General features: G+C 40.2%; 13 protein-coding genes. 12 read left to right on the forward strand and 1 reads right to left on the reverse strand.

The window, feature by feature from the left end; genetic code table 11:
- The first annotated feature begins 695 nt into the window (after window positions 1-695).
- The 12 genes from VFC92_10980 to VFC92_11035 all read left to right on the forward strand — a co-directional run bounded on the left by VFC92_10980 (window position 696) and on the right by VFC92_11035 (window position 13577).
- Window positions 696-1157 carry a hypothetical protein gene (locus VFC92_10980; GenBank protein ID HZK08712.1) on the forward strand — a complete coding sequence of 154 codons (462 nt, stop codon included), beginning with the start codon at window positions 696-698 and terminating at the stop codon, window positions 1155-1157.
- Window positions 1158-1723: 566 nt separating this feature from the next.
- Window positions 1724-2068 carry a hypothetical protein gene (locus VFC92_10985; protein ID HZK08713.1) on the forward strand — a complete coding sequence of 115 codons (345 nt, stop codon included), beginning with the start codon at window positions 1724-1726 and terminating at the stop codon, window positions 2066-2068.
- A gap of 211 nt (window positions 2069-2279) precedes the next feature.
- Window positions 2280-3299: a DUF3089 domain-containing protein gene (locus VFC92_10990; protein HZK08714.1), complete on the forward strand. Its 1020-nt coding sequence runs from the start codon at window positions 2280-2282 to the stop codon at window positions 3297-3299.
- Between the two features lie 92 nt (window positions 3300-3391).
- The gene (locus VFC92_10995) at window positions 3392-4654 is read left to right on the forward strand and encodes a hypothetical protein (GenBank protein HZK08715.1); all 1263 of its coding nucleotides are present in this window, start codon (window positions 3392-3394) and stop codon (window positions 4652-4654) included.
- A 158-nt stretch (window positions 4655-4812) separates the two neighbouring features.
- Complete coding sequence (locus VFC92_11000; protein ID HZK08716.1) at window positions 4813-6276, forward strand: arylsulfatase; 1464 nt, start codon at window positions 4813-4815, stop codon at window positions 6274-6276.
- 49 nt (window positions 6277-6325) lie between these two features.
- On the forward strand, window positions 6326-7054 hold the full coding sequence (locus VFC92_11005; protein ID HZK08717.1) for a CPBP family intramembrane glutamic endopeptidase: 729 nt from the start codon (window positions 6326-6328) through the stop codon (window positions 7052-7054).
- A gap of 24 nt (window positions 7055-7078) precedes the next feature.
- Window positions 7079-7843: a type II CAAX endopeptidase family protein gene (locus VFC92_11010; GenBank protein HZK08718.1), complete on the forward strand. Its 765-nt coding sequence runs from the start codon at window positions 7079-7081 to the stop codon at window positions 7841-7843.
- 186 nt (window positions 7844-8029) lie between these two features.
- The gene (locus VFC92_11015) at window positions 8030-9253 is read left to right on the forward strand and encodes a hypothetical protein (GenBank protein HZK08719.1); all 1224 of its coding nucleotides are present in this window, start codon (window positions 8030-8032) and stop codon (window positions 9251-9253) included.
- A gap of 10 nt (window positions 9254-9263) precedes the next feature.
- Window positions 9264-10442, forward strand: coding sequence for a biofilm PGA synthesis protein PgaB (locus VFC92_11020; GenBank protein HZK08720.1), 1179 nt, complete (start codon window positions 9264-9266; stop codon window positions 10440-10442).
- 194 nt (window positions 10443-10636) lie between these two features.
- Window positions 10637-11569 carry a DMT family transporter gene (locus tag VFC92_11025; protein ID HZK08721.1) on the forward strand — a complete coding sequence of 311 codons (933 nt, stop codon included), beginning with the start codon at window positions 10637-10639 and terminating at the stop codon, window positions 11567-11569.
- Between the two features lie 34 nt (window positions 11570-11603).
- Entirely contained in the window at window positions 11604-12449 is an 846-nt protein-coding gene (locus VFC92_11030; protein HZK08722.1) for a bifunctional helix-turn-helix domain-containing protein/methylated-DNA--[protein]-cysteine S-methyltransferase, read from the forward strand.
- Between the two features lie 216 nt (window positions 12450-12665).
- Window positions 12666-13577, forward strand: coding sequence for an FRG domain-containing protein (locus VFC92_11035; protein HZK08723.1), 912 nt, complete (start codon window positions 12666-12668; stop codon window positions 13575-13577).
- Between the two features lie 185 nt (window positions 13578-13762).
- Here the strand turns inward: VFC92_11035 and VFC92_11040 are convergent, their stop codons facing one another.
- Entirely contained in the window at window positions 13763-13927 is a 165-nt protein-coding gene (locus tag VFC92_11040) for a hypothetical protein (protein HZK08724.1), read from the reverse strand.
- Between the last annotated feature and the right edge of the window lie 33 nt (window positions 13928-13960).

Below are 13960 nucleotides of genomic sequence, written 5' to 3' on the forward strand. Positions count from 1 at the left end.
ATTGACAAACTCGGTTACATTTCAGTAAATGGTCAGAAAACCAAAGACTTTTGGAATGGCAAAATTTCAGCAGACAAAAAAACGCTTAGGCTGAAAATCAGAAACATCAGCGGAGACGAAACGATAAAAGTTTTTGGATAAAAAATAGCCCAAATATGCCAACGCTTCAAAGCCACACACATTGCCAAGCCGCTCAAGCCAACCGCACCAGCCAAAGCTTGTCAAAGAGTGTGTCTTTCCCAACGCACGGACGAAAAGAAAGCACGGGCATACAACATTGTATAAAAGCAATAGCGGGTAAAGTGGTAAAATCAAGGTATGTGCATTTAATAAACTTTTGTAGTGGCGGACAGGTAATCGCCTTGAAATCCGCTACTGCTCTTATACTTGACCGTTACCGCCAAGTGTAAAAAAAAATAGAAAACAACGATGTATTGAAAAGTAAACCATTATGAAAGGACAGAAAAAAGGAATATTGACAATACAGAACCCGACACTCAAGCCGACCCGATGTTTATTACTTTTTGCCCAACACACATTTTTTAAAACAATTGCCGACCCACATTGCACACATTGCCAAAGCCCCACGAGCCAAAGCAGAAACCGAAAAAGAAAATAAATTTTATTCAATTCGCAATAATTGTTGAACATTTATAAAATAACAAACGTATTAAAAACTATAAATCAGATTTAGAATGGATATAATAATAAAAGAATTCTTCAGCCAAAATCAGCAGATTGTATTTGATTTGATTATAGAATTTCGTGATAATAAAGATAATATGATTATTGACGAAGAGTATCGAAAAAACTACTTCAAAATTTTGCTGGAATATTTTAAAAGGACTTCAAATATTGCCAATAATGGTATGAAAACACTATCGTATTTTTTTCTTTTAAGAAAAATTGCATCAAAATACATTTTAGTGAAAAATTTCAGCGAGGAAATCTTGATATCTCAAATTTTAAAAGACTATTGTAGAAAAATATATTCGGAAGTTGATTTCTTTGTTTATAATATTCCTTATGAAAAGCATAAAGTATCTGGGTACTGTGTCGGAATTCAAGATTTTATTGAATATAAAAATACTTTAATCATAGAAAGAGACGTTTTCGGAAATAAAAATTTAAAAATAGCTTGTGAAATGGAAAAATAAATTTAGGTCTGCATAACAAATTCTTAAAATTTTCTTTATTTAAGGATTGTTTATTATGTGAATACACATAATAATATCAGTTTTTTTTAACATGGCAGTAGTAAATAATGTAAAATCGAATGGGGTATTTTAAAGCTAATAATGATTGGATTTATGAAACAGCCAACCTATTTGCAAGCATATTGCCAAAGCCCCACGAGCCATCGCTCCAACAACCAAAAATTTGTCAAAGAGCATGCAAAGCCAACGCATATAGAGAAATTATTTCAAAGAAATGCCGGCATTAATAAAATAAAAAACGCTGACATACGAGCCGACAGAAAAAACAGAAAGTAAAATGACAATAATACGAAAATTCAATATTGACAATGGTTTACAATACTGGCAGACAGAACACCAGGCGGTAACAAAAGCTATATGCAATAAGGGTTTCAGTGGTAATTCAAGCTTTCTACCACGCATCAAGTTTAGTGTAACTAAACTGGAAAGTAGCCCGCAATCCCCAACATTTCATACCGCCAACCGTTTAGCCCACACTTAAAATGAACTTCCTGCCAAAATAAAGAATGAATAATTTAGACGACCTACACATCGAGAAGGAGCTTTTGCCGCTGTTCGACTATTCGCTGAACAAGTTCGCCAGGAGTAAGATTCTGGAGCTATTAGAAACACCTTTGCCATCGACCACGGCCATTACCGACCGGCAAAATATCCTCAAAGGGTTTACCGGCAACAACAAAAATTTAAAGGATTATTCCTACACCGTTCTCTATTTGAACGAAGTCCATTACTTTCTGAACGACGATAAAATTGAAGACCTCTCCCAAAAAAAACTCAAATACAGACTCCTTGCTTCTAAACAGGGAAAAGCTCGCTACGCAAGCAGGTTCAACCAGTTGGTGCTTAACTGAAAGTTTGAAGCTTCGAAATCGCCAACTTTTTATGGCTGCAAACCGTTTCCCAACATAATAGCAAGCAATGGACATGGTAATCAAAATAAAGGGTTGATAACCCATTGTTAAACGGTTAAATGATTAAAAAACTGGAGTCCGGTAATCCATCAAAAAACAACGGGGAAGAACCTGAAAAGCCTTAATAGTAAGGATGACATTAAAATTATTGATGATGAAAAAGGAAAAAATGATTGTTAAACTGGGGATAGGGATTTTATTTTCTCTGCTTGTTTTTGTAAATCCCGGTTGTAATAATGAGAGTGAAGTCGCAACTTCTCAATATTCGAACGCTGAAAATTGGCTGAACATGCCATCACCAACAAAAGCAGTAGATGTCTTTTATGTTTATCCTGCTGCCTGGTACAGGGTGCCTGGAAACGACTCCATCAGTTGCCCGATTGATTATCCTATGATGCGTGCGGGTGCCCGGGATGTTTATGGCAGAACGGCTACTGCATTTGAAACTCTAGGGAATGTGTTTGCCCCCTTCTATAGTCAGATGGATGCACAATATATTTTGGATTTGCCTGAGACTGACCGTTGGGAGCCTGTTAAAAATACGCCGGCCAAAGATGTAACTGAAGCCTTTGATTACTTTATCAAAAACCTAAACAACGAGCGTCCGTTTATTTTGGTCGGGCATTCTCAGGGATCGATGTCGCTGATGGTTTTCTTGTCTGAGTATATGAAACAGAATCCTGAAATCTATAAACGTATGATTGCCGCTTACATTATCGGCTACCCTGTAACTGCCAAGTACATGGCTGAAAATCCACACCTAAAATTTGCTACCGGACCTGATGATACCGGAGTCATTATTTCCTACTGCGTTCAGTCGCCCAATTTAGCTCCTGGCAGCAATACGGTAGTGGGTGATAATGTGGGTCTGGTCATCAATCCTATCAGCTGGACAACTGCCGAAACGCTTGCCACAACTGCCGAGGGACTTGGGTCATACATGCCGGATCCCATAACCAGGGAGTTTTCGAGAGTGGATCAATATGCTGATGCAAGGATTGACAAAACGCAAGGTGTGCTGATTTGTAGCACCGCAAATGAGGATTCGATGCATGTGCTTTCTCCCGGTTTTGCCAAGGGAAATTATCACAGCTTCGATTACCCATTTTATTATTTCAATCTTCGGCAAAATGCGGAAAATAGAGCCAACAAATTTTTGAATAAACAATAGAGATTCTGATAATCGTTTTAACATTGTCATGGACGATAACTGGGAGAAATTAATTTGTTGCGCCTTTAACCTTGCCAAGTGCAAAATAAAGAATGAATAATTTAGACGACTTACATATCGAGAAGGAGCTTTTGCCGCTGTTCGACTATTCGCTGAACAAGTTCGCCAGGAGTAAGATTCTGGAGATATTAGGAACACCTTTACCCGCGACAGCGGCGATTAGCGAGCGACAAAATATCCTCAAAGGGTTTACCGGCAACAACAAAATTTTAAAGGATTATTCCTACACCGTTCTCTATTTGAACGAAGTCCATTCCTTTCTGAACGACGATAAAATTGAAGACCTCTCCCAAAAAAAGCTCAAATACAGACTGTTTGCTTCTAATCAGAAAAAAGCGCGCTACGAAAGTAGGTTCAACCAATTAATACTTTTCTTTCACCGCCTGCAATCAAAGTATTTTTCGAGGCTTGACTTAGAAGAATTTCCGGAAGAATACAGCCAGAGCATCAGGCGGATATTGGAATTTCTCTCAAACTTCGAGCTGCACAAATACGAAAGTATGGTGAGGGAGCATGGGCTAAAGGATAAGCATATAATAGCGCTGACGAAGAGAATTAACCAACTCAAAAAGGAGGGACTGATTCAAACCTTTTGGGAGGATCTGTTTCTATTTGAGGCGTATCTGTCGATAAATTTCGGGATATTAAAAAACAAATTTACCTTCCCGGGTTTTACCGAAAAAGGCATTAAACTTCTCCAACTTTATCATCCGCTGATCAATGAACCGGTCAAAAACGATTTTGAGACCGACAGCAACGTAATCGTTTTGAACGGCCCGAATATGTCGGGCAAATCGACTTTCCTCAAAGCAGTGGGGCTTTGTATCTACCTTGGTCATTTAGGTTTCGGCATACCCGCCTCTATTGGCGAGATTCCTTTTTGCAACCACTTTTCTATCCAAATCAACCGAAGAGACGATATCTTAAATGGGTACAGCCATTTTATGACAGAGATTATAAACCTTAAAAACGTAGTTGAAAAGGCAGCGGAGGGGAAGCAATGCTTTGCCATTTTCGATGAACTATTCAGCGGTACAAATGCAGAAGATGCCTTCGAGATTAGTAAAACAACAATAAATGGTCTGAGCAAATTCAAAAACTCCTGGTTTTTAATATCCACCCACATACAGGATCTCAAAAGCGTTTCCAGTGGTCGGATTTCAAATTATTACATCGATTGCGAGCTGATCGGGGAGAAACCGATTTTTACATACAAATTGAAAAAAGGCTGGTCGGACATTAAAGTGGGCAGGATTTTATTTGACAAAGAGGGATTGAACGAATTGCTGGGATAAATTGGAGGGTGGAACGGATGATAACCCTAATTGCTTTTCCAGAAAGCTTTAACGATTTCCTTGCGCCACGCCCCCTGCGACTTTTAATTACAACAGCAGACAAAGCCCGTCATGGTTTGTTTCTATTAAAATGTATGGAATTATAAAAAATCCTTTTTATGAAAAAACTAATTAATACATGTACAGGCAGGATAATCCTTGTGGTTTTTGTAGGGATGCTATTGAGCGCCTGCACCGGGCAAAAGCGCACGAATGAAACTGAAGCTGCCCGAAAGCCCAACATCATCTACATCATGGCCGACGATCTGGGCTATGGCGACCTGAGCATCACCGGACAGCAAAAATTCAAAACCCCCAACATTGACAAGCTGGCGCAGGAGGGAATCCTTTTTACCCAGCACTACTCCGGCTCTCCCGTTTGTTCGCCATCGCGTTCGTCGCTGATGACGGGCACACATTCCGGCCACACTTTTATCCGTGGCAACCGGGAAGTCTATCCCGAAGGGCAATATCCGCTGGAGTCGGCAGCAGTCACCGTTGCGGAACTTCTGAAAAATGAAGGCTATGTAACCAGCGCTTTTGGGAAATGGGGTCTTGGAAATCCGGGTTCGGAAGGCGACCCAAACAACCAGGGTTTTGACGAATTTTACGGCTACAATTGCCAGCGGCTGGCGCACAATTATTTTCCGTACCACCTGTGGCACAACCAAACCAAAGTGATGCTTGAGGGCAACCAACAGAAGCTAACCAATACTTATGCGCCGGCAATCATTCACGAGCAGGCGCTTGCCTTTATTGAAACGAATAAGGATATTAGCTTTTTCCTCTATTACCCATCCATTATTCCGCATGCAGAACTGGTGGCGCCCGAAAAAACTATGCAGAAATTTCGCGCACAGTTTACCCCGGAAACACCCTACAAAGGTATAGATGATGGCGAATCGTACAAAAATGGAGGTTATGCTTCCCAGGCAGCGCCGCATGCAGCGTTTGCCGCAATGATTAGTTTGCTCGACGATCAGGTGGGCGAAATCCGACAGAAGCTGGAAGAGTTGGGCATCGCCGACAACACGCTCCTCATCTTCACTTCCGACAACGGCCCCCATGCGGAAGGCGGTGCCGATCCCGATTTTTTCGACAGCAATGCAAATTTCAGAGGGATGAAACGGGATTTGTACGAAGGCGGAATCCGGGTGCCGATGATTGCTTGGTGGCCCAAGAAAATCAAGCCGGGAAGCACTTCTGAGCATATTTCTGCTTTTTGGGATTTTTTGCCCACGGCTTGCGAACTAGCCCAAATAACCTCGCCGGAAAATATAGATGGTATTTCCTACCTGCCGGAACTGTTGGGCAACGAGCAAAAGGCACACGACAATTTATACTGGGAATTCCACGAAGAAGGCGGCAAGCAGGCGGTTAGAATGGGCGATTGGAAAGCAATACGACTGAACATGAGCAACAACCCCGACGCTCCCATTGAATTGTACAATCTGGCCAACGATGCTGCCGAACAAAACAACGTTGCTCCCGACCATCCGGAAATCGTACAGAAAATGGCCGAGATCATGGCCAAAGAACACACCTATTCAAAGGAGTTTGCTTTTGAATTTGAGAAAAAGTGAGACGACGGCGTAAGGGATGCCAGCCCTGAAAGGGATAAATGTAAGCAATATGATAAACGCAATTTTAGAACCTACTATTCATTTGATAATTGTATTACCAATTATTTTACTAACTCTGAAAAGCAAAAAAAAGGAAAGTTTGAAAATTTTGCTTGCTTTCTCAATTTTCTTCCTTTTAAATAGTACACTTCTATTTCTTCCATTGAAATTTGAGGAATTAAGGATAATTGGCGGAAATTGGAATTGGAATGGCAAAATATTTGCAATTTTAGGTTCTATAATATTTTTATTACTCTACAGAAAATTTGAATTAAAAGATTATCATTTAACTTTCAATCAAAATAAAGAATTCTTAAAAGAAGGGGTTATAATAATCTCAGTACTTTTAATAATACAAACAGTTTTGGGTTTAATCTATAAATCTCCTAAAGAATGGAATGCAGAAACATTTCTCTTTCAATTAACAATGCCTGGAATCGATGAAGAAATAGCTTTTCGGGGAATTATGCTTGGATTATTAACTAAAATACTCAAACCAACTTCTAAAACTCTTTTTCATCCTGCAATTATTATAACTTCATTATTATTTGGAATGGCACACGGACTTTTTCTCAACGAATCTTATGAACTAACATTTAATAGTCATCCGTTTTTCACCACATTAATTCACGGAATGATCTGGGGATTTGTAACAATTAAAAGTGGGAGTATTTTACTTGCACTTGTTTCTCATAATATTGGAAATGTAACAAATCAATTAATAAGTATGAATAAGTAAAAAACACTGCTTACAATAAAGATCATGAGAAAACTAATAATAAATTCAGTATTAATTGTGTTGGCTTTCATAATCGCACATTTTGGAAGGGATGTGTTGCATTCTTATGTGGCAATACCTTTTTTGACACACTTTTTTAGAGTGTCGTACTTCTATTTTTGGTGGTTTTTCCCTACTTTATTGGTTCTTGGAATATTATACGGATTTAAGGATTTACTAAAAAACTTAGGGTTAAACAAAGGATTGCTAATCGGTTTTTTATTTGCTCTTATAACAGTGCTACCCATGCTCATCAGCTCTGCAATAATTGGCAAAATTGATGAGAATCATGATTTTGGAATTTTATTTCAGAATACATTTTGTGCAGGTTTTTTTGAGGAATATTTATTTAGAGGTTTTTTGTTCGGAATATTATTCCGAAAATTAAAGTGGGGCTTTATTCCCGCATCAATATTAGGTGCCTTGATTTTTGGCTTAGGTCACATTTATCAAGGCTCAACACCTATGGAAACATTAGGAGTGTTTGCCGTAACATCCATTGGGGCAATTTGGTTCGCATGGTTGTATATTGAATGGAATGCGAATTTATGGGTTCCAATATTTCTTCACACATTTATGAATTTGTCCTGGCTTTTATTTGAAATGAGTGAAAATGCTCTGGGAGGACTCTACACAAATCTATTTAGAGCAGTAACAATAGCACTGACAATAATTATTACAATTCGCTACCATAAAGAAAGAGGATTGAAAATAAGTCGGGAAAATTTAATTATCAATAACAACAGTTAACATTTTGTTCAAGTAATGGCAAAAAAAGAGCAAAACATCGATGTTTGTAGACCGCTCAAACTTCATCACGGTTTGACAGGAAAGTGCCACGCAGCCTGCCACTACTCATGCAATTTACCATTGCCTAACGGCATAGTAATAATATTCCCCCTCCCCCAAAGTTGAAATTTTAAGTAGGTTTGTGGAATGAAAAAATTCTTAATAATTGCAATTTCCTTACTCCTGGGAAGCGCAGGGATGGCTTGCACCACGGCTGTAATTTCCGGGAAATACACGGCAGACGGCCGTCCGATGATCTGGAAGTTGAGAGATTCCGACTATTTCAAAAACAAGATGATGTACTTTGATGATGGCAAATACGCCTACATCGGACTTGTAAATTCGGAAGATGTGGAAGGAGAGCAAGTGTGGGGCGGAGCCAATGCGACAGGCTTTTCGATCATGAACAGCGCTTCGTTTAATGTGAATCTCGCCGACACGACCTCGGAAAAAGATTTGGAAGGCTACTTTATGAAGCAGGCACTTCAGGCGTGTGCCACACTTGCCGACTTCGAGCAACTCCTCACCAACCGCCCGAAACCCATGGGACTGGCAGCCCATTTTGGCGTGATCGATGCAAAAGGCGGGGCGGCTTTTTATGAAGTCAACAATTACACCTTTACAAAATTCGATGCCAACAACGGTGCTGAAGCGCCGAATGGCTATATCCTCCGCACAAATTTCTCGTTTACCGGCAAAAAAGATGTGGGTTATGGATTTATCCGGTTTCAGACCGCTCAGGATATTTTCTATCAAGCCGAGTCGATGGGGCAATTGAATTATCAGACAGTCATTCAGGATTTTTCGAGATGTTTCAAGCATGCTGTGCTGAATAAAGATTTCGAGGAGGAGTTTAAAAACATTCCGGAGGGGAAACATTTTATTAATTCCGACGATTTAATAACGCGCCACGGATCCTCTTCAGCAATATTAATCCAGGGTGTAAAACTTGGTGAACCCGCCGATTTGACTACAATTTGGACAACGGTTGGTTTCCCGAATACCTGCATCGCGCTGCCTGTGTGGGTCGGTGGCGGGAAAAGCTTACCCTACATGTTGGTTGCAGACACATCGGGCAATGCCCCGCTAAATGAAATGGCGCTGCAGCTCAAAAAGCAGTGTTATCCGATCAAACGATCGTCGGGGTACAAATACCTGCAGATGTCGAAACTCATCAATGCCGAAAAAACAGGGATTGTTCAGAAGATAGAAATAGCTGAAAAAGCTATTTTTATTAAAACCGAAGAACAGCTTAATAAATGGAGAAACGGAGACGCCGGCCAAAAAGACATTGCAGCTTTCTATGCGTGGCTTGACGATTTCGTTGGTAAAACGTATTTTGATGAATTTGGAATCGACTACAGAAACTAATATTTATACTATGAAAAACTTATCATTGCTATTACTGATTTTCACATTTGCTATTACAGCGTGTCAAAACGAAACCAAAAACAAAGTAGAAAACACGAACACATCCACGTTTATAAAAGTAGGCGTCTTCGACAAAAATGGCGACAGCCCGGATTGTATAACGGATGCCCTGGAAGCATTAAAAATTGACAAAGAGATCGAACCCCGCGTCGTTTCGGCAGCCGAAATTATGCTGGGAGATGCGGATGATATCGACGTATTCCTGTTCCCGGGTGGCAGCGGCAGAAGCGAAACCGGCAGCCTGGGAGAATTGGGTCAGCAAAAAGTTATTGAGCTGGTAAAAACACAAGGCAAAGGTGTGGTCGGGATTTGTGCCGGTGCATATATTCTAACGGAGACGCCTGATTATCCTTCATTGGCGCTGAGTGGCGGCGAAGCAATCGACATAGAGCACGACAACCGCGGACATGGTTTGGTGAAATTTTCGGTTACAGAGGCCGGCAAAAAGATTTTCCCTGAGCTTACGAATCAGGAAATTTATTTCTCGCAGTATTACGAAGGCCCTGTGCTGATTCCTGCTAAAGATTCCCAATATAAATACGAATCGTTGGCCACCATGCTGAGCGATGTGCACACTGTGGAAGGCGCGCCGGCAAACATGACCAACAACCGTCCGTTTATAATTATCACTGATGTTGAAAAGGGAAAGACAGCTTCGGTTGTCGGGCATCCGGAAAATACGCCGGGTATGCGCTGGATAGTGCCGCGCCTGGTAAGAGTTGTGGCCGGAAAGGAGCTTGTTTCGTACAATGAAAACGTTGTGCGTCCGGAGATATATACAAAGGAAATTCTATTTACGGAAGAGTTAAGCAAACACCAGCGGACGGCCTACAACAACCTGATTAAATCCAAAGAAGAAAAGCTGAAAGCGATGCAGGATATCGTTGATATGAGTTCCTGGTCGGCCAAAAAATGGATACCGCCCATGATGCGGGACAATGATTTTGATGTACGGTTATTAGCAGCCAAACTTACGGTATATCTGGAAAGAACCGATGCAATAAACGATTTGAAAGCTGCTGTGAAGAACGAATCAAACCTGGAAAACAAACGGCTACTGCAGGAGCAGCTTCAGTTGTTGGAGAATATGTTGGGTAGGAAACTATTGATACCCGGTCAAAAACAATAGATTCTTCGCTGCGCTCAGAAAGACACTGGTTGGCGATGAATTGGGGGGGAGGGTTTAGCTGGCGGCGAAGCCGCCAGCTAAACCCTCCCAAGAATCCTAACAACCTGTCATTCTGAGCAAAACGCAGTGGAGCGAAGAATCTATTTATGGAAATAATTAATAAACTCAAAATTTGCATTTTTAAACAAAAATAGATGTCAACACATAAAAATCAAAACCTGGCTTACATCGGATTGATATTGATAACCATGATCGTTGGGTTATCATTCATTTTTGTAAAAATAGCGTTGCGATATTCCGGCGCCATGGACTTGCTGGCACATCGTTTTACGGCCGCAGTCCTCTCCATCGCACTCTTGTGGATTTTTGGTTTCGTCAAGCTACCCCGTTTTAGTTTCAAAAAGGCCAGGTGGTTATTGTTACTTTCGTTGTTCTATCCACTGCTGTTTTTTGCGTTACAGACTTTCGGATTACAGCACAGCACTGCATCAGAAGCAGGAATTATTTTTGCCACAACGCCGATTATCACACTCATTGCAGCCAGTTTTTTTCTTAAAGAGAAAACCACATTAATACAAAAAATCGGGATCGTATTGTCGATTGCCGGAATTCTGTACATCATCTATTTCACCGGAGAGATTTCCGGCAGCACTACCCTCAAAGGCTTGTTGCTGCTCATGTTGTCTGTATTAGTGCTGGTGGTATATTACGTTTTAGGGAAAGTGATTAGTGCTCGTTTTTCTGCCATGGAGATTACCGTGTGGATGACAATGCTCGCGTTCGTTGTATTCAACGGCTTTAGCATTGCAAGTCATGTCCAAAGCCACACGTTGAGCCAGTTTTTTGACCCATTGGTTCACACCGAATTCGTTTGGGCGGTATTGTATCTGGGCGTGCTCTCCTCCATGCTCACGGCCGTTCTCACCAATTTCGCTTTGACGCAGGTTCCCGCTTCACAGATAGCGGTGTTCAACAACCTCAGCCCGCTGGTTTCTATCGCCGGAGGCATCCTCATTCTTGGTGAAAAACTTTTCACTTATCATATTATTGGTGGCTTAATGGTTTTGGCAGGCGTGGCAATGACCGTGTTTTTTAAATATCAGAATAAGGCAAAGAAGCAACTTTAACTTGCGAAGAAAGCATTTATAAATATTGGTTTTAATGAACGAAAAAGAATACAGCGATTATAGCTGGATAGCAGAAGTTATCGAATACCTTCAGCAAAACTTCCGTGAGCAACCATCGCTTGAAGCAGTTGCGAAAAAAGTACATTTGAGCCTTTCTGATTTTCAAAAGCTTTTTATCGATTGGGCAGGCGTCAGCGCCGAAAGGTTCATGGAATATATAAGCGTTCATCGTGCAAAACAAATTCTGAACCTAGCACAACCCACATTATTTGAAACCCCACCCAAAACAGGACTTTCAGGAACTGCAAAATCGCACGACTCATTTGTAGAAATCGAGCGGATGACTCCCGAAGATTATGAAAATAAAGGAGAACATCTTTCCATAAATTACAGTTATCACGAAACCTTATTTGGTAGAATCCTGGTGGCTTCCACCCACAAAGGCATCTGTTATCTGGCGTTTTCGGACGATGACCAGATTGCTTTTGCAGATTTGAAAAAACGTTTCTCAAAAGCCACCTTCACCCAACAAATAGACGACATTCAGCAAAATGCTTTGCAGATTTTTACCCATGATTGGAGCGGGATTAATAAAATAAAACTCCACCTGAAAGGAACAGAATTTCAGCTAATAGTGTGGGAAGCACTTTTAAAAATTCCAATGGGAAGCTTAACAACCTACGGAAGTATAGCAGAAACCATCCAAAAGCCAAAAGCTGCACGAGCCGTCGGAACTGCTATCGGAACCAATCCCATCGCCTACTTAATTCCTTGTCATCGGGTCATCCAATCATCCGGCGCATTTGGCGGCTACATGTGGGGAACTACCCGAAAAGCCGCCGTGATTGGCTGGGAACAGTCGGCGATTCTCAGTCGGTAGTTAGCGTCCGGCAACCATTATCGTAAGGGATGGCAACGCTGATTAACTTTGCGCCATGTATCAATCCCCCGCGCCCTGCCCCTTGCTAAATCGCAATAAGGAATCAATCCACATTGGCTGCGTAAATGTGCTTTTGAAAAGAGTATTGAAGAAATAAACGAAATGTTACATTTGCACAGACGTTAGTGTTTATTGAAAATAACGAATTTAGATAATATGTCAAATGTCATTCTTGTAAAAAGCGTATCTGAATTTATTCAAAATATTTTTGAACTAAATAAAATTGCAATAGACTCAAATTCACCTTCTGTAAGCAGTATTAATTTTTATAGGGGGCAATCAAATTTCGAATGGGAATTGGAACCTAAACTATACAGAGAAAACTTATTAAATAAAGAAAGCGTATTAATTGCCGAATTTTTAAGAATTGCTCCAAATCATTTTGAAAACTTGACTTATTTTGACAAGCTCGTAAAAATGCAGCATTATGGTCTACCAACAAGACTATTGGACACAACTCGAAATCCACTTGTAGCTTTATTCTTTGCATGTTATGACACAAATCAAAAAAAACAAGATGGCTCTGTTTATTTTTTCCCCCAACTTCCGGTATTAAATCAGAATACTAGTTTTATTTCACTATTAATGAAATATGCTTTCGAATACTCAGGAATATCATTGGACATTGCGGAGTTTACTAAAGATGTTTTGAATGATAAAAAAATATTTTCCTCGCACACTCTAAAATATAAAACAACTGATGATGTACTTCATACTTTGTGTAAAGTTAGGTATTATGCAGTTTTACCAACTTTAAATAATCCTAGAATATACAATCAAGATGGTGCTTTTTTACTATTTGGAATGAAAATCAAAAAAATTACAAAAAGTACAAATCCCGGAAATCTAAATAAATTATACTACGACTTTGACCCAATTAAATTCAATAATGATTTAGAAAAGTTTTGGAAAAACTCAAAAATATTTAGGATTCCAGCATCATTTAAAGAATTAGTTTTAGGTGAATTAGGTTCTATAGGAATAAGTAGAAATAAAATGTTTCCAGAATTAGAATATCAAGCTGAATTTATTACAAATATGATATTAAAAGAAAACAACAAACACTAATTAAGGCGATAAAAATGGCGGGTGAGACACATACTTTGTGGTTTTATCACTCGCACGTTCATTTGTGTTGGTTTACAGAAACGAAACACACAAGCCGCTACATTTCATAGCCTCGAACCGTTGCAGCAAACTTTTAAATCCCTCACGAAAGCAAGAATAACAAGCCCTGATTCAGCAAGGGCATTTCAATAGCCGGAATCATAATCGATCAAAAAAACAGCCAACAGCCTGTAAAAATAACCCGGAAGAGGGCTTCGACAAGCTGGCTTCGACACGGTGGCTGAGCTGGCTTCGACAAGCTCAGCCACCGTGTCGAAGCCACCACAGCCACCAAAGCCTCGTCCGAACATCACATCATAATTTAACTGCTTAATATTAGCTTC

This window comes from Bacteroidales bacterium (assembly GCA_035647615.1).
Taxonomy (GTDB): Bacteria; Bacteroidota; Bacteroidia; order Bacteroidales; family 4484-276; genus SABY01.